We start from the raw sequence: 21,344 nt of genomic DNA on the forward strand, positions 1-21,344 counted from the left end.
CCGTTTATCAAAAAATTTTGCTGTTCTTAATTATTATAGCATAGATTTGCTGTTAAGCGCTTTAAAATTATATAAAGGAGTTATTCTTTTTATAATTTCTAGGGTATGCTGTATGTTTTCTTCTATTTCCTTTAGGATACCTCAACCTTATAGAAGAACAAATTAAATGAATCAATAGTATGACCAAATTAGTCGTTAAAGTTTTCTTAAGATAAGTCGATAATGAATTAGGTAGGAAAGAATACAAAGGAAGTGAAAACGATGGATAGTAATCCTTATGTTGGTGCTTTTCAATTAACTGGCGCCGTTTCGGGAATGGACACACAAGCAATGGTCCAAAAATTAATGGAAGTAGAGCAACAACCTTTAAATAGAGCTCAAGAAAAATTTGATACTCTTACCTACAAACAAAAACTTTGGATGGAAGTAGACAATAAGTTGGAGGATTTTTATGATTATCTGATCACTTTCAAATTGAAGAGTAATTTGATCCCAAAAAGTGCCACCTCTTCTGACGAAAGTGTATTAACTGCTACAGCTCCTGCAGATGCTGATAATTCAACTTTTTACTTGAAAGTTAATTCTTTGGCTTCTCCTACCGTTCTTTTGGGTCAGAACATTGATTCAACGATTACAAAAAGTTCAACGATAGGAGAGGTTACAGGTGCAACAGGTGATTCAACTTTCACAATCACAAAAGGAAGTGATTCAGATACTATAACCGTTTCAGACAGTGAAACAATTCAAAACCTTATAGACAAAATAAACGCTTCAACGTTGGGAGTAGAAGCAAAATTTGATGATGCGAACGGTAAATTTTTCATTGTCAACAAAGAAAATGGGGATGTTGATATCAGTGCCTCCGGTGTGAATCCTAATGGTACAGAACTAATTAAAAATCTTAAGTTAAATGGGACACCCGACTCGGGCGATGATAATACCGTTATGATCTCGGGAAGTTTTGGAGAAGTTGAATTGTCTTTTGATGGAAATACAACTATCACCACTTATGACGGCCTAACAGAAAACACTTTGAACGTTTTCGGTACAACAATCGATTTAAAATCAACCTCTAGTAGCTACGTAAAAGTTTCTATTGAACAAGATATAGATAAGAGTGTTGAAAATATAAAAGAATTTGTCGATAAGTACAACGAAACGATTACTTATGTGTACGATTTATTGCATGAAGATCAAGTTACCGATAAGCCTACAGAAGAGATGACAGAAGAAGACTATATGAAAGGGATGCTAAAAGGAGATAATAACCTAGAGAAAATATTTTATAATTTAAGAAATATGGTTTACTCACCTGTAGATGTAGAACAATCTGGTTCCCAATATAATACTCTTTTTGATATTGGAATAACCTCAGGAGATTTAGGTGCTGGTTATGAAAATACAATGAAAGGCTTATTGAGCGTGGATGAAGATAAACTTAGAGAGGCTTTGAAAACTAATTCCGAAGATGTTTGGAAGTTGTTCGCAACAAACGATACAACTAATAAAGAATATGGATATGCTCAATCCGTGCAGAATTATCTGTATGAAGTAACTAAGTTCAATGGCTATATAGATCAAATTGCCGGAACAAACGGCACCATAGGTAACGAGATGCGACGGCTAGCGGATGAAATGACCAACCTATTAGATAGACTTCAAAGAAAAGAAGCACAATATTATGCACAGTTCTCAGCTATGGAGCAAGCTATCCAACAATTGAACGCACAAGGAATGTACATACAAAATGCTTTTTCTAACAAATAGATAAAACAATAACCGGTACTGTTCTTAAAAACAGTACCGGTTATTTTATTTAATCTATTTTTATCTCTTTACCCAACAGATTTTTCTTGTGTAGCTTCAGCTTCTTTTTCAGGTTGAACAACTTCGTAATTTTGATCGGCGTACAACTTCAAACCCGTTCCTGCTGGGATAGGTTGGCCTACTATGACGTTTTCTTTTAATCCTTTCAACCTATCTACTTTACCTTCTATAGCTGCCTCTGTTAGTATTTGTACAGTTTGCTGGAATGAAGCGGCTGAAAGCCATCCTTCCCTTTCTAAAGAAGCCTTTGTGATTCTTAACAACCTACGTTCGAATTTTATCGTATCTTTAGGATTTATAAGATATTTTTTGGATGTACCTACTAGATGAGTTTTCCCATCTTCAGTTGTGATCTCTTTATATTCTTCGTAGACTTCAATCTCTTTAATGTTTGTTTCGATAATTTGATTTAAAATTTCTTGGGTGATCTCTGTTCCTTGTTCAAAGATCTTATCTTCTTCCTCTTCTTCATCCTCGGCAGGAATTATAACCCTCTTTGCCAACTTTTTACCAACAACTAATTCTCTGTTTTCTGTTATATAGGAGTTTTCTTCCAATATTTCCTCGTTAATTTTCTGCACTTTACCATAACTTACTAAATCTCCCGGCATGAAATCTGTATCGCCACCGTCTATAATCTCTACTTTGTTGATCATCTGTCTAATTATTATTTCAAAGTGTTTATCATGAATGTCCACACCTTGTTCAGCATATATTTTCTTTATTTCACTCAGCAAATAATTTGCCAAAGCGCTTACTCCTAATTCCTTAAGTATTTTTCTAGGTTTTATATTTCCCGTTGTTAACCTTTGACCCGGTAATACTTTATCTCCTTCTTCTACAACCGCTTTTGTCCTATAGTCAGCTTCATAACTTTCCAATTCACCATCTGAATTTTCTATTATTATTTTTAATCTTCTTCCTCTTTTATTTTCAGTATCTCGCTCGATAGCTCTTACTATACCTTTTATCTTCGAGAACTCCCCTTCAGGCCCTTTTGTCTTTTTTCTTGCTTCAAACAATTCTTCGGCTCTGGGTAGACCTTGGGTTATATCCGAAGTGGTAGCTATACCTCCCGTATGGAAGGTCCTCATGGTTAATTGCGTTCCTGGTTCACCTATAGATTGTGCAGCAATTATTCCTACAGCTTCTCCTATGTTGACTAATTTATAGTTCGAAAGGTCCATTCCATAACATTTTGCACAAAGACCATTTTCAGACTCACAAGTAAGAGGTGATCTAATGAAAATAGATGGTCTAACAGTAACAGTTTTTATTCCGTGTTTTTCGAGGACTTTGGAAACCTTTAAGTCTATTCTTTCTTGATATTTAAGCAAAGTCACAGTCTTTCCATCAATTTCAACTTTAAGATCTTCTCCGGAGTAAACATAATCTACTGCATTATATTCTTTAACATTCAAAGTTTGTATCCCGTGTAAGAATGCTTCTTCTATGGCTTCTTCTGCGATTTCTTCACCTTTTTTGATTAATACCTTACCTTCTACTTGTACATCTTCTAATGATTCTAAGTATGAATCTTTTGGCATATCTTCAATTTTTATCGTTTTTTCCTTCGATACAGGAATCTCTTTTACATAATTTGCCAAGAATTGTGCATCTTTTTCTTTTAAGATTATTCCTTTTTCATATTTTTTATCTGCTTCGGGATTATAAATTACTTCCTTTGTTTCCGGATCCAAAACATCTTTAGCTAAAACTCTACCAAATAAGAAGTCTGAAAGATTTTCAATTTTTGAATCGTCAGCCCAAAGTTCTCTTGCCTCAATACCTTTGTCTGTTCCACAATCATCTTCTGTGATCGTTATGCTTTGTGCAACGTCTACGAGTCTTCTAGTTAAATAACCTGCTGTTGATGTTCTTAAAGCTGTATCAGCTGATCCTTTTCTTGATCCGTGTGTTGAAGTAAAAAATTCTAATTCTGATAATCCGTTTTTAAAGTTTGAAGTGATAGGAACTTCAATTATTTTACCCGATGGATCAGCCATCAATCCTCTCATACCAGCCAATTGTTTCAATTGATCTATGTTACCCCTGGCACCAGATTCGATCATCATCCAAATTGGATTGAATGTGTATTTTCTATATGTATTCGCTGTTTCTTCTGTAACCTTGGCAGTAGCGTTTTCCCAAATCTTAATGATTTCTTTGTATCTTTCATTATCCGTCAAATAACCTTCTTCATAGAGTGATTCAATTTTGAGAACTTCTTCCTTAGATTCTTCTATTAATTCTTCTCTTTTTGGAGAAACTAATACATCACGTATAGAAATGGTTAATCCGGATAATGTTGAATAATGAAAACCAAAATCTTTAATACTATCTAAAAGATCCGCAGTCCTATCTATTCCATGTTTTTCAAAAGTGTTAAATATCAGCTCTTTTAGATTCTTTTTGTCCATCTTTTGTGCGTAATTTCTTAGGTCTTCAGGCACTTCTTTGTTAAAAATTATTTTTCCGATAGTCGTTTTAAGGATACTACCATCTTTATATCTAAATGCAACTGGTTCATGAAGGGGTAAATTAGACTTTTTCCATATCAATTCCCCATCTTGAAGATATATATCTGAATCCACTATTTTTAAGTATTCGTAAGCGTATGTAGCTTCTAAATCTTCAGAGAATATGTGTCTTACATATCCATTCTCTCCCAATTCAGAAACTTTGGTAGGTACCTTTAGATTTTCGAACTTCTCATCTTCATGCATGGTTAAATAATATGCACCAGCAATTATATCTTTTCCTGGCATAGACAATGGTTTGCCGTTCGCAGGCGAGATAATATTATATCTTGATAACATTAGAAATTTTGATTCTGCTTGGGCTATATTGGAAAGGGGAATATGTATCGCCATTTGATCACCGTCAAAATCAGCGTTAAACGGCGGACAAACCAACGGATGCAACCTTATTGCGTTTCCTTCTATTAGTTTTGGAATGAAAGCTTGAATAGATACCCTGTGCAGAGTAGGTGCCCTATTTAAGAGAACAGGATGCCCTTTTATAACCTCTTCCAAAACTTCCCAAGCCTCAGGCATTTCCTTTTCTATTATAGTTTTTTTGAATTTTCTGGCACTTTTACTTGCCACGTTTGAATCTCTTAACAACTCTGCAAGAACGAAAGGTTTAAATAGCTCTAAGGCCATTTTTTTTGGTAATCCACATTCATGAATCTTAAGATCAGGTCCAACAGCGATTACAGCTCTACCAGAGTAATCAACCCTTTTACCTAAAAGATTCCTTCTAAATCTTCCTTTTTTACCTTTTAATAAATCTGTGAGTGATCTTAATGGTCTTCTATTTCTATCGGTCATTGGTTTACCAACACGACCATTGTAGAAAAGTGAATCCACAGCTTGTTGGAGTATCCTTTTTTCGTTTCTTACGATAATTTCCGGTGCTTCCATTTCTAATAACTTTCTTAAACGGTTGTTTCTATTTATTACCTTTCTATATAAGTCATTTAAATCTGTTGCGGCAAACCTTCCACCTTCAATTTGTATCAAAGGTCTCAGATCGGGTGGTATAACGGGTATGATATTTGAAATTAGCCATTCAGGTTGATTACCAGATTTGATAAAATCCTTAACTAGTTTCAGTCTTCTTAATATTTTTACACTTTTCTGACTTTTTCTATCCAATTTTTCTAATTCGGATTCCAATCGTGCTTTTAATACTTCAAGATCGATCCTTTTCAACAGTTTTTGAATGGCTTCAGCACCATAACCATTTTCGAATTTTTCATATCTATTTATTTGAAATATCTTTTCTGTCCCGTCTTCTTCCTTTGCAACTAAATCTTTTACCCCAAATTCTTGAAGCTCGTTTAATACATCTTGGGTAATCTTTGTACCTTTTTCAAATTTCTTTTCAGAAAATTCGATTTCCGATATCAATTCTTTGTCAATTACTCTTTCTCTTTCTTCTTTAATCTTTGAGTTTAGTATCTTCATTACTTCTTCATAGGCTCTTGCTTCGTCTTCGAGTAAGATATCTCCGGTTTTTTTGCCTATTCTCTTTGCAAATCTTTTATCTATGTCTGTGATAACCACAATTGGTGTATCCCGCTCAATATCTCTTTCGACTTCTATGGAACCAGGATAATATTCTAAGAATAAAGAATATTCCTGCTGAGTAAGATAATCTTCTTCGAACAAAAATCTATCTGCTAAAGGCGTTCCTTTCTCAACTTCTTGTCCATTCTCCACCATTATTGATGAACCTTCAAAGACAGGATATTTTCTTTCAACTCCTGTATCATCTCTGATTATTATCCAATTCAATTCTCTTTCGGTTTGTGTTAATTCAGATTTTATTTCTACCTTCCCACTTATATCGGCTATGGGCATACCCTTAACTGATACTATTTTTACAGCAGGTTCTACCCTTAAATCTAAATATTCAGCGTATATTTCATACTCTCGTTGATACAATATTTCTCCAGGTAAATATCCCAAATTTTCATTTTCAGGGCCAGGAAGCGTTAAATAAGCTCTTTCAATAACTCTTTTTGACCCATAGTAAATGATATTTTCTAAATCTTTCACACCAATGTTTAGTAAGATAGAAAGAATAGATGGAGAAGACTTTAAATACCAAATGTGAGAAATAGGTGTTGCCAATTCTATATGACCTATCTTTCTTCTCCGAGCTTCTTTGGATTCAACCTTTACACCACATCTTTCACATACTGTTCCTTCATACTTTTTCCCCTTATACTTACCACAGGCACATTCATAATCTTTTACAGGACCAAATATTTTTTCGCAGAATAAACCGTCTTTTTCAGGTTTGCCTGTTCTGTGATTTAAAGTTTCGGGTTTTTTAACTTCACCATTTGATGCTTCCAATATACTTTGGGGAGAAGCTATACCTATTTTTATTTTAGCAATCTTTCTTTGAAAGGAAGAAACATTTGCCAATTGAAATCCCTCCTTGAGGGTAAATTTTTATTTTACTCTCCGTCAACGTTGAAACTTAGATTCAATTTATTAATTAGAGTCTATCGACGTCTAATTCGTTTCCATCTTCATCGTAAAGCTTTATATCTAACATTAGTCCTTGTAATTCTTTTGTTAAAACTTTAAAACTTTCAGGAATCCCTGGTTCGGGAAGATTTTCCCCTTTTAATATCGCTTTGTAAACTTCATTTCTACCTTTAATATCATCGGATTTATAGGTTAACATTTCGTTGAGGGTATGAGCAGCTCCATGAGCCTCAAGAGCCCATACCTCCATTTCTCCAAATCTTTGTCCACCAAAATGAGCTTTGCCACCTAATGGTTGTTGATGAATTAAAGAGTATGGACCGGTTGATCTTGCATGAATTTTATCTTTTGCTATATGGGATAATTTCAACATATACATTGAACCTACCGAGACTGGAAAATCAAAAGGCTCACCTGTTCGACCATCTCTAAGAACAATTTTCCCGTTAGGATGATCAGTATCATCACCTAAATATAAATCGTGTTCTTTTCTTACTTTAGATAACTCATCCATGATTTCAGATTCAGTTGCTCCATCAAAAATTGGTGTAGCATAATAGTCGTTTGTTAACATCGAAAGCCATCCTAAGTGAAGTTCCAAAACTTGTCCAATATTCATCCTTGAAGGAACTCCTAAAGGTGAAAGTAACATTTGTAAAGGTGTTCCATCTGGTAGAAATGGCATGTCTTCTTTATTCAAAATGGTCGAAATTACTCCTTTGTTCCCGTGCCTACCTGCTAATTTATCTCCAACTTGTAGTGTCTTTTTTGTTGCTACGAAAACTTTGACGTATTTATTTACACCAATTTCCAAAGAAGGAATATCTTTACGATCGAAAATTTGAACGTCTATGACCCTTCCTTCTATTCCGTGAGGAACCGTTAAAGATGTATCTTTAATGTCTCTACCCTTATCCCCAAACACTGATTTAATGAGCTTTTCTTCGGGAGTGGTATCTGATTCCCCTCTCGGAGTTACTTTTCCTACTAGGATATCTCCAGAAGATACGTAAGAACCAATTTTAACTATTCCCTCTTCATCCAAATTTCTTAAAAGTTCTTTTTTAACATTTGGAATATCTGAAGTTATTTCTTCTGGACCTAACTGAGTATCCATAGCTTTTGTTTCAAAAACTTCTATATGTATCGATGTAAAAGTATCGTTTTCTAACAATTCTTGACTAACCACCATGGCGTCTTCAAAATTGTATCCTTCCCATGGAAGAAATCCAATGAAAACATTACGTCCAAGAGCCAACTCTCCCATGTCCATGGATGGACCATCCGCTATGGGTTCCCCTTTTTCTACAATATCTCCAACGTTAACAATAGGAACCTGGTTTATACACATGTCTTGATTAGATCTAACATATTTTAATAAAGTGTATTCATCTTTTAAGGGCTCACCATTGGCATCTTTTAGGATATTATTCTCCTCATCCAATCTAATAATTACAATCTTTCTTCCATCTACATAATCAACCATACCTTTATGATTTGCCATAATCAAATAACCCGAGTCTCTTGCCGCTAGCCATTCTACTCCTGTACCTACATAAGGAGCTTGGGGCCTAAGAAGAGGAACAGCCTGCCTTTGCATATTTGACCCCATTAAAGCTCTGTTTGCATCATCATGCTCTAAAAATGGAATAAGGGCAGCTGATACAGAGGCGATCTGTTTTGGGGTGACTGATATATATTCAATCTCATCTTTGTGAAATAAACTCACCTTTCCTAAATATCTAGCTTCGACATACTCTTCCATCAAAGACCCATCTTCTCCAATTTCGGCAGAAGCAGGGGCAATTTTATAAAGTTCTTCTTCATCGGCAGTCAAATATACTATATTGTTTAAATCAACTTTTGCATGTTTTACTTTATAATAAGGAGTTTTCAAAAAGCCAAATTCATCAACTTTAGCTAGAATTGCCATAGAAGTAATTAATCCAATATTCGCGCCTTCAGGAGTCTCTATGGGGCACATCCTTCCATAATGAGAATGGTGAACGTCCCTGACCTCAAATTTCGCATGTTCTCTTTTCAAACCTCCAGGACCTATTGCCGATAACCTTCTCTTATGGGTTAGCTCAGCTAAAGGATTAACTTGATCTAAGAATTGTGATAATTGACTAGATGCAAAAAATTGATGAAAAGCAGTCATTATTGCCCTTGAATTTATCAGGGTTTGAGGACTTATTTTGTTAATCGATTGAACGCCTGCAACTTTTTCTGGAGCATGCTGAATCATTTTAGAAAAAGCTCTTTCAAATTCAATTTGCATAAGTTCTCCAACTGATCTCACTCTCTTGTTGCCCAGATGGTCTCTTGTATCAAGCCCTTCAGTATTTTCTTTAACATTCAGTAAATACCTTGCGGATAAGATGATGTCTAACTTATCAACCGCAAAGGTTTTAACTGGATATTTTATTTTATCTTCCATATCTTCAGAAATGTCCTTTTTTTCAACCTCTCGTAGATAATCAATATAAGCCTTTCTCAATTTCACCTGAATTTTCTGTCTTCCAATCTGAGAAAAATCGAATTTTTCAGGATTGAAGTACATATCTTCTATTTCATCTTTAGCCTTTTGAGCTCTAGGAATTTCTGTAGGTTTTAATTTTGAAAAAATTTCTTTGTAAGCTTCCATAGAAGTTAAACTTTCTTCTTTTTCGTATCTTTTTTTCATCTTTTCTAACGTTATTTCTGCAACTAAATGTGCCACTGTTACAGTTTTAATTTCATATTTTTTCAACAATTCCAATACTTCATGAAGCTTCATGCCGTATACTGTTCTTCTTGGGGGATCCATATTATCTAATTCTTTAAACGATAAATCCGACAATACAGTACAATTACTATAATTTGACAGTTCAACTTCATCTTCTAAATCAATTTCTTTTGGAAATAATCGTAATATATCCAAATCATTTTCGTATCCCAATGCCCTTAAAAAAAGAAAAAAATTGAATTTTCTTTTTCTGTCTATTCTAACTTGAAGAACCTCTTTACCTGGATTAGGATTGTAAAGTATCTCCAACCAAGCACCTTTTATCGGTAAAAAGTGTGCTATAAACATTTCTTTAGAAGTATCTGTCTCTTCTTCTTTTATGAAATACACTCCAGGAGATCTAACGAGTTGGTTAACTATTACCCTTTCTGCCCCATTGACAATAAATATACCTCTATCAGTCATATAAGGTATGTTACACAAAAATATATCATCTTTTTCGATCATTTCACCTGTTGCTGAATCCGTTATTCTAACTTTTAAATAAGCTTTACCTGCGTACGTTAAGCCTTTGTCTCTACATTCACTCTCGCTAAAAGAAGGGTCTTCAAACTTTATATCTACAAAATCAATCAAAAACTCTTTGTTTTTCTTGCCACTTGTTTTAACAGGTATCTTTATGGGCATATATCTTTTTATGCTTTCCATAACCTTGTTATTTAAGAAATCCCTAAAAGAATCTTTTTGAATTTTCACTAAATCCTCATATATTTCAAATTTTTCTGGAACTTTCCCAAAAAACTTTCTTTCTCTTTTCCCCACTTCTCGCGTGACCGTATTCATAGGAACCACCTCGGCATTTAGTCAAAATAATATTGGTTAAAAACAAGCAAAAAATCGCATTAGACAAAATGTCCAATGCGAATTCAATTATAACTTTTTTGCATGAAGAAAAGGTTAAAAAAAGGCTTCAACTTAATTTCAAATTCGACTTATTTTAATTCTACTTCGGCTCCTGCTTCTTCAAGCTTTTTCTTAATTTCTTCGGCTTCTTCCTTTGGAACACCTTCTTTTATAACTGCATCTGGAGTTCCAGCTTTTTCTACGAGATCTTTAGCTTCTTTTAATCCTAAATTTGTGATTTCTCTTACTACTTTTATTACACCAATCTTTTTGTCTCCAAAACTTTTTAAGACAACATCAAAATCTGTTTTTTCCTCTTCTTGTTGTGCTGTTGAAGCACCTGCTGCACCAGGTACTGCCGCCATTACGGGAGCTGCTGCAGAAACTCCAAATTCATCCTCGAGCGCTTTTACTAATTCAGCCAGTTCTCCCACGGTCATATTTTTAATTTCGTTGATAAGTTCCTCTTTTGTCATTTTCCTACACCTCCAAACTTATTTTTTCTCCTTAATAGCGTTAAACACATACACTAGTTTTCTTAAATTATCAGTTAAAGCGTTTACCAAACCAGAAATAGGATTATTAAGAGACCTAACAATAGTAGCGTAAAGTTCCTGTTTTGACGGTAGTTTGGCATACTCTTCTGCTTGGACTGCATCAAAAATCTTTCCTTCCAAAATTCCACCTTTAATAAAAGGTTTATTACTATGAGAATCGGAAAATTTCTTTACTACTTTTAACACTTCAATGGGATCTGCTTCTTCAGCGTGTATAACTCCTGTACTACCTTCAAAAAATTTTTCAAAGTCTTCTAATTCCTTACCAGCTAATTTGACAGCTGTTTTTAACAAAGAAGTTCGATAGACGGTGTAAACTACGTCCTTTCCAAAGTTTTTATACAGTTCTATTCTGAAGTCGCTAGTTTCTGCCACTGACATCCCAGTAAAATCAATAAATAAAATAATAGGGGAAGACTCCAAGGAACCAATAAAGTTGTCTATTAAAGACTTTTTGCGTTCTTTAGTTAACAAAAAATAACACCTCCTTAAATAAAAAAAGCCGCAACAGGCAGCGGCTACAAGGAACAATAATTATTCCTTTATCCGCGTACCTCGGTAGGCGAGTTTTCGCCTCTTTAACCTATTAAAGACCTACTTTCTTTGGCACGCAATCTATTGTTACTTTTTAATTAAATTAAAATCCTTTAAGTTAGGCAACTGTTGCTAAAGATAATGTGCTTAAATCGATATTGATACCTGGTCCCATCGTTGCGGCTATCACAGCTTTTCTAATAAATTTTCCCTTAGAGTTTTCTGGTTTCATCCTCATTAACTGCTCAAAAGCGGAAATTAAGTTTTCTTTTAAATCATCTTTGTCGAAAGAAACCTTACCGATAGGAACGTGTATGTTTCCAGTTCTGTCATTTCTAACTTCCACTTTACCAGCTTTAAATTCTTTAACAGCTTGAGCTACGTCATCGGTTACCGTTCCCGCTTTTGGAGAAGGCATAAGACCTCTTGGACCTAATACTTTACCAAGCCTTCCTATCTTTCTCATTATGTCGGGAGTAGCTATTGCTACATCAAAATCAGTCCAACCTTCGTTGTTTATTCTCTCTATTAAATCATCCGAACCAACAAAATCAGCCCCTGCTTGCTTAGCCTGCTCAGCTTTTTCTCCCTCTGCAAAAACTAAAACTCTCACATTTTTACCCGTTCCTTTTGGTAATGAAATTGTACCTCTAACGTTTTGATCTCCCTTTTTAGGATCTATTCCCAAAAGCACATGTAGTTCTACAGTACCATCGAATTTTGTGTAAGAAGTCTTTTTTACTAAATCCAAGGCTTCATCGATATCGTAATTTTTTTGTTTATCAACAAGTTTTATCACTTCTCTATATTTTTTTCCATGTTTTGGCATAAACCTCTCCTCCCTTCTTAATCTTCAATTTCTATTCCCATGCTTCTTGCAGTTCCGGCAATAATATTCGTAGCCGCATCTAAATCCTTAGCATTCAGATCTTTCATCTTCATTTCAGCAATCTCACGAAGCTGTTTCCTCTTAACTTTAGCAACAACTTCCTTGCCTGGTTCCTTGGCGGCGGATTTAAGACCGGCAGCTTTTTTTATTAAAAAAGAAGCGGGAGGAGTTTTTACTATAAACGTGAAGGACCTATCTTCAAAAACAGATATTTCTACTGGTAACAATGTTCCTGCTTGATCCGCAGTTGCAGCGTTGAACTTCTTACAAAATTCCATCAAATTTACACCATATTGCCCCAGTGCCGGTCCAACAGGTGGAGCAGGTGTCGCTTTACCAGCTTCCAATTGTAATTTCACAACTCTCAAAAGCTTTTTTGCCATAAACTTTTAACCTCCTTGTGGTAAATTGGGAAAAATCCCTCCCACATTCTCTTTATTCAATGATCTTTTCAATTTCTCCTAAAGATAATGTTACTGTAGTTTCACGTCCAAACATGGTGACTACAACTTGTACTTCTTGTTTTTCCAGATCATAATCTTTAATTTTACCTGTAAAATATTCAAAAGGACCATTTATGATCTTTACATGTTCTCCTACTTCGAAATCGGTTCTGATCTCTTTAACTTGCCTTTTTTGATAAGCTTCCTCACCCATTAATCTAAGAACAACTCTAATCTCATTTTTATTCAATTTTACAGGTTTTCCACCTATATTTAAGATAGTAGATACATAAGGCAAATTGCTAACTAATTCTTCAGTTTCTTTAGTATACATCATTTCAACAAAAACATAACCCGGAAATAAATTCTTCTTTTTTGTTTTTATAATTTTTATCTCTTTGTGAAAAGGAGTCTCTCTAATATCTATTCTTCCAGAAAACTTCGCCTTATACTCTTTAGGCTCACATAGTTTATCACCTATTCGAACGTTACTTCCAACCTTAAATCTCTCATGGATAAAGGTTTCACGAGGTAATAAATAGATATCCTTTTCTTTCGATTCATTTTCAATGACTACTCTTTTAACTTTTTCAACAGAGACAATCTCACCATCAACATCACTCTTATATTCAAGATTCTTACTAAATGGTGTATCTGCTCGTACTTTTTTCCCAGCCTTTAATCCAGCTAATAAACCAGCACTCTCTGGTATCAAAAAAGTCTTTGAATATTTTTTCCCTTCTGTCTCAACAAGGATTTTTCGAAAATTTTTTATATCTACTATCTTTCCAGCTGTTTTTGCGAATATTTCTGGTTCTTTTGCTAAAATGTCTCCCTTCTTTACATCATTACCTTTTTTAACGAATATTTGAGCTTCTTTTTCGATATAGATTTTCTGCACTCTTTTATTACTATAATTTAATTCATCAACTTCGGGTATTATTATTTTACCAAAATACTTTTCATACCCTAAATTTTTTATTCTCTCTTCGAGAGTTTCTTTAACTTTATTTTCCATCCCTGAATAAACTTGTAGTACATACCATTCTTTTCGCATCTTATATTATTCTCACCACGTCTCTGTCAACAATTTATGTGTCTCAAATCAAATAATTATTGAGTAGGTACCCCGCTTCCTCTCAAGAAAACCGGATAAACCAACCATGAAAACAGCTGTAAAAGCCCAAAATCAACCGCAAAAAGATAAACAGCAAAGATTGCTATAACAATTAACACAACCAAAGTAGAATTTAGCAACTCTTTTCTTGTAGGCCAATTAATTTTCTTCGCTTCTTGCCAAACGGAAGTCAAAAAAATCCAAAATTTAGACATTTATAAACACTCCCATATAGTTATGAAAAATACACAATTAAATTTTTGATTCCACATGAAGAGTATGTTTTCTACAATGGGGACAGTACTTTTTTAATTCGATTTTTTCTTTGTAATTCCTATTTTTCTTTTTATAGTAGTTTCTATTATTACATTCTGTGCATTTCAAAGAAAACTTTATAATTTGAGATTTAGCAGCCAATGTTATCACCTCTTTCGGGATAAATTAATAAATAATATAAATGGTGGTGAGGGAAGGATTCGAACCTTCGAAGGCAATCTGCCAGCGGATTTACAGTCCGCCCCCTTTGGCCACTCGGGCACCTCACCATAATAAGGTTATCCAAGAAATAGTGGAGCCGATGAAGGGACTTGAACCCCCAACCTGCTGATTACAAGTCAGCCGCTCTGCCAGTTGAGCTACATCGGCAACTCATTATTTACCAACTGAAGTTGATTATATCAAACCACAAAAACGTTGTCAATGGATTTTAAGTTAAAAATATATTAAATTGTACTTTAACTTGATAACCTATCGTTGTCAAAAAATCCAATAACAAAGAATTTATCTTTACATATTTTGTTTTTAACAATATTCATGGTAAAATAATAGTGAAACGAGAATACAAAGGACAGTAAATAATAACATTTCTATATACAGCGACGCGAACTTATCGGTAGTTTTTGTTGCTTAGGTGTACGGTAAAGGAGGAGAGTAGACATGTTTGATAATTTTACAGAACGAGCTGCAAAAGTTTTTATTGAAGCTCAAAATGAAGCAAAACAGATGGGACACCCCTATGTTGGAACAGAACATATTCTATTGGGACTGTTGAAAGTTGGAGGAGGCCATTTAGATACTGTATTTGAGGAATTTAATTTATACTATAATTCTATAAAGATGGAAATAACCAATGTTGTTGGTACGAATTCAACCCAGGGAATAATAGGATCTCCACAACCTACCCCAAGAGCTAAAAGAATATTAGAGTTGGCATATGATGAATCTGAACTCATGGGGTTTGGTAAGATAGACGCCGAACATCTTCTTTTAGGCATCTGTAGAGAAGCAGAAGGAATAGCTTCTCATATATTGAAGCGTTCCGGAATAAATCTAACTTTGTTGAGAAAAGAACTAACGGAAATGATGATTAAGGGTAGATCAACTGGACGAATGGAGATTGCTAAAACCGAAGAGTCAGAAGAAAGAAAACGTCAAAAGCAAAATGCACTTAAGCAACTTGAAGAATATGGAACTGATTTAACCGCACAAGCTGAGAATCGTAAATTGGATCCTATAATAGGAAGAGAAATAGAAATAAACCGTATAATGGAAATATTGGCGAGAAGAAAAAAGAATAATCCTGTTTTGATAGGTGAGGCAGGTGTAGGTAAAAGTGCGATAGTTGAGGGCTTGGCACAAAGAATCGTTGAAGGCCGAGTGCCAGAGATATTAAAAAATAAAACTATTTTTTCTTTGGATATTACCTCAATAGTAGCTGGAACAAAATATCGAGGCGAGTTCGAAAAAAGAATGAAAAAATTGATGCAAATATTGCAAAAAACTGAAGATATTATTCTTTTTATCGACGAATTACATATGATTGTAGAAGCTGGAGCAGCTGAGGGGTCTTCTATGGATGCTGCAAACGTATTAAAACCAGCCTTAGCAAGCGGAGAAATTACTGTGATTGGTTCCACCACGGCAAGTGAATACAGAAAATTTATTGAAAAGGATCCCGCTCTTGAAAGACGTTTCCAAAAGATATATGTAACTGAACCTACTATTGAAGAGACTATAAATATCTTGTCAGGCATAAAATCCAAATACGAGGAACATCATAAAGTTAAATATCAACATTCTGCAATTCAGTCAGCTGTACAGCTTTCGGCAAGGTATATTACAGATAGACACCTGCCAGACAAAGCAATAGATGTTATAGATGAAGCTGGCGCTAAAGCACGTTTAAGCGCTCTAACGCTTCCTGATAAATTAAAAATTCAATCTGAAAAGATTGTAGATTTTGAAAGCAAAAGAAACGATCTCAATTCTAAAGAAAACGTTGAAGAAAAACTAACAAAGATGAAAGAAAAGTACGAAGAGGAATATTCAAAATGGAGAGCTGAAGCTGAAAATAGAATAATTCAAATAAATGAAGAAGATATAGCTGAAATAATATCCAATTGGACAGGTGTCCCATTGAGACAACTCCGTCTCGAAGAGATGGAAAAGTTATTAAATTTGGAAGCAGTATTACACGAACGAGTGGTTGGACAGGATGAAGCTATAAAATCAGTTGCAAAGGCTATAAGGAGGGCACGAAGTGGATTAAAAGATCCACAAAGACCTACAGGCGTATTTATGTTTTTAGGGCCAACCGGTGTTGGAAAAACTGAGCTAGCTAAGACTTTAGCAGCCTATCTTTTTGGAAACGAAACACATTTAGTAAGAATTGATATGAGTGAATACATGGAAAAATTCAGCGTCTCAAGACTTGTGGGTGCTCCTCCAGGATATGTTGGCTACGATGAAGGCGGTCAATTGACGGAAATTGTAAGAAGAAGACCTTATTCCGTAATTTTGCTGGACGAAATAGAAAAAGCACATACAGATGTATACAATATTTTGTTACAAATAATGGATGAAGGAAGATTAACAGATTCTCAAGGAAGAACGGTTGACTTTAGAAACACAATAATTATTATGACCTCTAACCTTGGTTCTGAACAGATCAACAAAACTAAGAGAAGTTTGGGTTTTGTAGAAGAAGGCACAATGGAAAGTGAATACAAAGACATAAAACAAGAAGTAATGTCCGCAGTGAAGAAAGCATTCAAACCAGAGTTCATAAACAGATTAGACGATGTTATTGTATTTCATCCACTTACTAAAAATCAACTTAAAGATATTATATCCATTCAACTAAGTGACCTAAAAAGTAGATTAGAAGAAAGAAATCTTACATTATCGGTCAAAGAAAGTGCTATCAATTTCTTATTGGAAAAGGGTTATGATTCTGTTTTTGGAGCAAGACCTTTGAAAAGGGCTATACAAAGATACATTGAAGATCCTTTGTCCGAAGAATTATTAAAAGGAAAATATGAAGAAGGAGATAAAATATTAGTAACTCACAAAAAATCTAAAGAAAGTCTTTCTTTTAGAAAAAGTCCGAAAAACAAGAAACAAATGGAGAAGAAAGTGGTCAATAGTTGAGAAAATCTCAAAAACACTACGTATGCAGTAATTGCGGTTATGAATCCGATAAATGGTTTGCAAAATGTCCTATGTGTAATGAATTAGAATCCGCGGTAGAATATAATACCGCGGATGTTTCTATTGATACTGGACACCTTAAAGTTCCAGATATAGTTTTTCTTGATCAAGAGCTTCCCCCAGCAAAAAAGATCCCTACTAATTTTCGAGAAATTGACAATGTGTTAAACGGTGGATTGGTGGAAGGTGCTGTCTATTTGTTGAGTGGAGACCCGGGTATTGGAAAAAGCACCTTATTGGCACAAATCGCAAAGTCTATTCAGACACCTGAAGGATTCATCTTCTACGTTTCAGGTGAAGAATCGACAGAACAAGTCGTTCAAAGATTCAATCGGTTGGAAATAAAAAATAAAAATATAGGATTAATATTCGAAAATAATGTGGATGTTATACTTAATGCTATGGAAAAGTCTAATATGATACCTTCCGTTATTTTCATAGATTCTGTTCAAACCTTAAAGATAGACAGTATTGATTCTTCACCTGGTAGTATTCTCCAAGTTAGAGAAAGCACGAGAAAAATGGTGGAATACGCTAAAAAAATGAATATTCCTATAATTCTGGTAGGTCATGTAAACAAAGAAGGAGCTATTGCTGGTCCAAAAGTGTTAGAACACATGGTAGATTGCGTTCTTCAAATGGAATTGGAAGGTGGATCTGGACTAAGGCTTTTAAAAGTGACTAAAAATCGGTACGGCCCCACAGATGAAGTTATTTTATTTGAAATAACCCAAAAAGGTTTAAAACCAATAGATAATATAAATTCTTTTTTCTTGTCTGATTATTCTAATGAGTCAGGAAACACTTTAACTATAGTAAAAGTTGGTCAAAAATTACTTCCAATAGAGATACAAGCTTTAGTCAGTAACCCGGTATACGGATCACCTAGAAGGGTTACTTCGGGTATACCTTTAGATAGACTTTTAATGATAATTGCAGTACTTTCCAAGAAGTTGAAGCTCCCATTGGAAAGTAAAGATATATTTGTTAGTAGTGCAGGAGGACTAAGGATCAATGACAGTTCAATGGATGTTGCCATAGCTTTATCTTTAATCTCCTCGATATTCGATACCCCGCTTTCTTCTTCGACGATAGCCTTTGGAGAAATAGGTTTAGATGGGAGAATAAGAGGTATTCCTCTTTTAGAGAAAAGATTGGAGCTTTCACAAAAAATTGGTTTTAATAATATAGTTATTCCAAAAAATTTTTCCCCTAGAAAAAACTCTATTGTAGTTGCAGAAAGTGTAAAAGATTTGATAAAATTATTCAAAAAAGGGGGATGAAATTTTGAACGAAAAATTAGAAAGAATTTTTGATTTGTTAGCTCCAGGAAAGCCTATTAGAAAAGGTATAGACAGGATAATGGAAGCAAACTTGGGAGCATTGTTGTTTTTTTGTTCACAACCTGAAAAGCATCTTAAAGAAGGACTAATACAGTTGGGCTTTAGACTTGATTCTGATTTTTTACCCGAAAAAATTTATGAACTCTCAAAAATGGATGGGGCTATTGTTTTAAACAGTGATGGAACTCAAATTCTTGCAGCGAATGCACAACTTAATCCCGATAAGAGCATCCCTAGTTCAGAAACCGGCATGAGACACAAAACTGCAGAAAAAGTATCTATTCAAACGGGAGATTTAACAGTCGCAGTTTCTAAAAGAAGAAATATTGTTTCAGTGTATTATAACAAAATGAAATACGAACTGCTACCTGAAAATGTTTTATTTGCTAGATTAAATCAAGAAATTACCATTGCACAAAGATACAGGCAAAGCTTTATGAACCTTCTAGACTATCTAAACATCGAAGAGACAAGGGGAAATGTAAGTCTCTCTGACGTTGTTGAGATACTTTCCAAAGGTTTACTAACGATAAAAATTGTACAAAGAGCTGAAAAATATTTATTAGAATTGGGAGAAATCGCTGGAAGCGCAAAATTAGAATACGAAGAAATATTAAGAACAATCCCTAAGTATGTGGGCGCTGTTATAATGGATTACAGCTCAGAAAATTTAAAGTATCAAAAGCCCGAAGATGCCACAAGCATATTCAAAGAATTAGACTTTAACGAGTTGGTTGATCCATTCAAAATAGCGAAAACTCTCGGGTATATTGATGTTTCCTCTGAAGATGATTTGGAGGAAACAACTTTAACATCTAGAGGTTATAGAATCCTTTATTCTACTAGATTACCAACTACTGCGGTAAAAAAAGTTGTGGAAAGCTTTACAAACCTTCAAGAATTAATGAATGCCACCTTTGAAGAATTAACAAATGTAAGTGGAATAGGTAAAAGGAGAGCGGAAATAATCTTGGGGGCATTAAATAAAAAGAAAAGGGAAAAAGAAGAATTGGAAGAGGAAACTATGCAAATAATGAGTAAAGAAAAGAAATAATTATGCTGATGATCGTTTTTCAAATTAATTTTGTAAAGAATATTATAAGTTTTAGAGGTGAAGAAATATAACAATTCTGGCAAGAAACAAAAAAGCTACTCACGATTATGAAATATTAGAAACCTTCGAGGCAGGGATTTCTTTGTTAGGTACCGAGGTGAAATCCTGCAAGGCAAGAAAAATTAATTTCAAAGATAGTTTCTGTAAAATAGAAAACGGAGAAATGATTTTATACAATATTCACATTAGTCCCTATTCAGGGGCATCTATATTCAATCATGATCCAGAAAGACCTAGGAAACTTTTGCTTCATAAAAAAGAAATAAGGCGCTTGCAATCTAAAGTTAAACAGGAAGGTTTGACGATAATTCCGCTCGAATTCTATGTTAACAATAAAGGACTGATAAAGGTTAAAATCGCTTTGGCTAAAGGATTAAAAAAATACGATAAGCGCGAAAAGATTGCAGAAAAAGAGTATGAAAGGAGAATTAGAAAACAACAAAAATATGAAAATATCTGAAAAAATTTCACCAGCAATATCAATTAAGGGTTTAACAAAAAGATTTGGGAAAACGGTTGCGGTTGATAATGTTGATCTAGAAATTAATGAAGGAGAGATTTTTGGACTTATAGGTCCCAATGGTGCAGGCAAATCTACCATTATGAAGACTATTTCCACACTTTTAAATCCTTCACAAGGAAAGGTGGAAATACTTGGAAAAGATCTTTCCAAAAACAAACCAAATCTTAGAAAGGTGATCTCTTTAGTCTCTGATTATTCTGTATTGGAAAATGATTTAACCCCTTATGAAAACCTAAAATTATTTTCTTTAGCTTCAAATATCGAAGGCAGTGATAAAAAAATTAACGAGTTTTTGCATAGTTTTGGATTGGAAAAATATAAAAACAAATTAACTAAAAACCTTTCTTCTGGCAACAAACAGAAGTTGAATATAGCTAGAGCATTATTAAAATCCCCAAAAATACTTTTGTTGGATGAACCAACGAATGCCATAGATGTAGAATCCTCAAGGTTTATAAGGCGTTATATATTAAACGAAAACATCAAAAATGGAACAACAATAGTGATAACGTCCCATTATCTATGGGAAGTTGAGCAATTAGCTACAAGTGTAGGGATAATCATAGATGGAAAAATTGTTATTAAAGACAATATAGAAAATATTTACAAAAGATTTGATTCTATAATTAATATTTACGAGCTCACTTTCGATGAAAAAGACCACGAAAAAATATTAGCCTATTTAAAAGATCTCTCGGATGTTTTGGCAATAAAACCCGTATCCAAAGAAAAAGTAATAATCGATTCGAAAGATAATTCATTTACAATAAATAATTTCAGCGTTTCGATTAGAAAATTACGACCAACTCTGGAAGACATATATTCTTATATAATATCAACCCCAAATCAACCATTGAAAACAAATACTTAA

15 protein-coding genes, 2 tRNA genes and 1 other annotated feature are annotated in these 21,344 nt (G+C 34.2%); of the genes, 6 read left to right on the top strand and 11 right to left on the bottom strand.

Annotated elements, in window-relative coordinates; all coding sequences use genetic code 11:
• The first annotated feature begins 261 nt into the window (after window positions 1-261).
• Entirely contained in the window at window positions 262-1,767 is a 1,506-nt protein-coding gene (gene fliD / locus AA81_RS02640) for a flagellar filament capping protein FliD (protein ID WP_103898102.1), read from the top strand.
• 68 nt (window positions 1,768-1,835) lie between these two features.
• On the opposite strand, the gene AA81_RS02645 is transcribed toward fliD, so the two are convergent.
• The 11 genes from AA81_RS02645 to AA81_RS02695 form a co-directional block, all read right to left on the bottom strand.
• The gene (locus AA81_RS02645; protein ID WP_103898103.1) at window positions 1,836-6,767 is read right to left on the bottom strand and encodes a DNA-directed RNA polymerase subunit beta'; all 4,932 of its coding nucleotides are present in this window, start codon (window positions 6,765-6,767) and stop codon (window positions 1,836-1,838) included.
• A gap of 73 nt (window positions 6,768-6,840) precedes the next feature.
• The gene (rpoB, locus tag AA81_RS02650) at window positions 6,841-10,404 is read right to left on the bottom strand and encodes a DNA-directed RNA polymerase subunit beta (RefSeq protein WP_103898104.1); all 3,564 of its coding nucleotides are present in this window, start codon (window positions 10,402-10,404) and stop codon (window positions 6,841-6,843) included.
• Between the two features lie 149 nt (window positions 10,405-10,553).
• Window positions 10,554-10,940: a 50S ribosomal protein L7/L12 gene (gene rplL / locus AA81_RS02655; protein WP_103898105.1), complete on the bottom strand. Its 387-nt coding sequence runs from the start codon at window positions 10,938-10,940 to the stop codon at window positions 10,554-10,556.
• Between the two features lie 18 nt (window positions 10,941-10,958).
• A complete protein-coding gene (gene rplJ, locus AA81_RS02660; RefSeq protein WP_103076281.1) occupies window positions 10,959-11,495 on the bottom strand; it encodes a 50S ribosomal protein L10 in 537 nt (178 codons plus the stop codon).
• A 12-nt stretch (window positions 11,496-11,507) separates the two neighbouring features.
• Window positions 11,508-11,646 (bottom strand) — a sequence feature (ribosomal protein L10 leader region).
• Between the two features lie 27 nt (window positions 11,647-11,673).
• On the bottom strand, window positions 11,674-12,384 hold the full coding sequence (gene rplA / locus AA81_RS02665) for a 50S ribosomal protein L1 (RefSeq protein ID WP_103898106.1): 711 nt from the start codon (window positions 12,382-12,384) through the stop codon (window positions 11,674-11,676).
• Window positions 12,385-12,401: 17 nt separating this feature from the next.
• The gene (rplK, locus tag AA81_RS02670) at window positions 12,402-12,827 is read right to left on the bottom strand and encodes a 50S ribosomal protein L11 (protein ID WP_103898080.1); all 426 of its coding nucleotides are present in this window, start codon (window positions 12,825-12,827) and stop codon (window positions 12,402-12,404) included.
• 52 nt (window positions 12,828-12,879) lie between these two features.
• Window positions 12,880-13,944, bottom strand: a complete 1,065-nt coding sequence (locus tag AA81_RS02675) for a transcription termination/antitermination NusG family protein (RefSeq protein ID WP_103898107.1) — start codon at window positions 13,942-13,944, stop codon at window positions 12,880-12,882.
• Between the two features lie 56 nt (window positions 13,945-14,000).
• Complete coding sequence (secE, locus tag AA81_RS02680; protein ID WP_012208210.1) at window positions 14,001-14,219, bottom strand: preprotein translocase subunit SecE; 219 nt, start codon at window positions 14,217-14,219, stop codon at window positions 14,001-14,003.
• 37 nt (window positions 14,220-14,256) lie between these two features.
• Window positions 14,257-14,421: a 50S ribosomal protein L33 gene (gene rpmG, locus AA81_RS02685; protein ID WP_103076285.1), complete on the bottom strand. Its 165-nt coding sequence runs from the start codon at window positions 14,419-14,421 to the stop codon at window positions 14,257-14,259.
• A 41-nt stretch (window positions 14,422-14,462) separates the two neighbouring features.
• A tRNA-Tyr gene (locus tag AA81_RS02690) sits at window positions 14,463-14,549 on the bottom strand.
• A 24-nt stretch (window positions 14,550-14,573) separates the two neighbouring features.
• A tRNA-Thr gene (locus AA81_RS02695) sits at window positions 14,574-14,649 on the bottom strand.
• A gap of 291 nt (window positions 14,650-14,940) precedes the next feature.
• Here AA81_RS02695 and AA81_RS02700 point away from each other — a divergent pair.
• From AA81_RS02700 to AA81_RS02720, 5 genes are all read left to right on the top strand, one after another.
• Entirely contained in the window at window positions 14,941-17,433 is a 2,493-nt protein-coding gene (locus AA81_RS02700) for an ATP-dependent Clp protease ATP-binding subunit (RefSeq protein WP_103898108.1), read from the top strand.
• The gene (radA, locus tag AA81_RS02705; protein ID WP_103898109.1) at window positions 17,430-18,776 is read left to right on the top strand and encodes a DNA repair protein RadA; all 1,347 of its coding nucleotides are present in this window, start codon (window positions 17,430-17,432) and stop codon (window positions 18,774-18,776) included. Before AA81_RS02700 ends, radA begins: the two co-directional genes overlap by 4 nt.
• A 4-nt stretch (window positions 18,777-18,780) precedes the next feature.
• Window positions 18,781-19,890 carry a DNA integrity scanning diadenylate cyclase DisA gene (gene disA, locus AA81_RS02710; protein ID WP_103898110.1) on the top strand — a complete coding sequence of 370 codons (1,110 nt, stop codon included), beginning with the start codon at window positions 18,781-18,783 and terminating at the stop codon, window positions 19,888-19,890.
• 67 nt (window positions 19,891-19,957) lie between these two features.
• Entirely contained in the window at window positions 19,958-20,410 is a 453-nt protein-coding gene (gene smpB, locus AA81_RS02715) for an SsrA-binding protein SmpB (RefSeq protein ID WP_103898111.1), read from the top strand.
• A complete protein-coding gene (locus tag AA81_RS02720) occupies window positions 20,367-21,344 on the top strand; it encodes an ABC transporter ATP-binding protein (RefSeq protein ID WP_245863380.1) in 978 nt (325 codons plus the stop codon). Before smpB ends, AA81_RS02720 begins: the two co-directional genes overlap by 44 nt.

It is taken from the genome of Petrotoga halophila DSM 16923 (assembly GCF_002924615.1).

Coding starts and splice junctions, on each gene's coding strand:
- fliD (WP_103898102.1), top strand. CDS start 262: ATGGATAGTAATCCTTATGTTGGTGCTTTTCAATTAACTGGCGCCGTT.
- rpoB (WP_103898104.1), bottom strand. CDS start 10,404: ATGAATACGGTCACGCGAGAAGTGGGGAAAAGAGAAAGAAAGTTTTTT.
- rplL (WP_103898105.1), bottom strand. CDS start 10,940: ATGACAAAAGAGGAACTTATCAACGAAATTAAAAATATGACCGTGGGA.
- rplA (WP_103898106.1), bottom strand. CDS start 12,384: ATGCCAAAACATGGAAAAAAATATAGAGAAGTGATAAAACTTGTTGAT.
- rplK (WP_103898080.1), bottom strand. CDS start 12,827: ATGGCAAAAAAGCTTTTGAGAGTTGTGAAATTACAATTGGAAGCTGGT.
- AA81_RS02675 (WP_103898107.1), bottom strand. CDS start 13,944: ATGCGAAAAGAATGGTATGTACTACAAGTTTATTCAGGGATGGAAAAT.
- secE (WP_012208210.1), bottom strand. CDS start 14,219: ATGTCTAAATTTTGGATTTTTTTGACTTCCGTTTGGCAAGAAGCGAAG.
- AA81_RS02700 (WP_103898108.1), top strand. CDS start 14,941: ATGTTTGATAATTTTACAGAACGAGCTGCAAAAGTTTTTATTGAAGCT.
- AA81_RS02720 (WP_245863380.1), top strand. CDS start 20,367: ATGAAAGGAGAATTAGAAAACAACAAAAATATGAAAATATCTGAAAAA.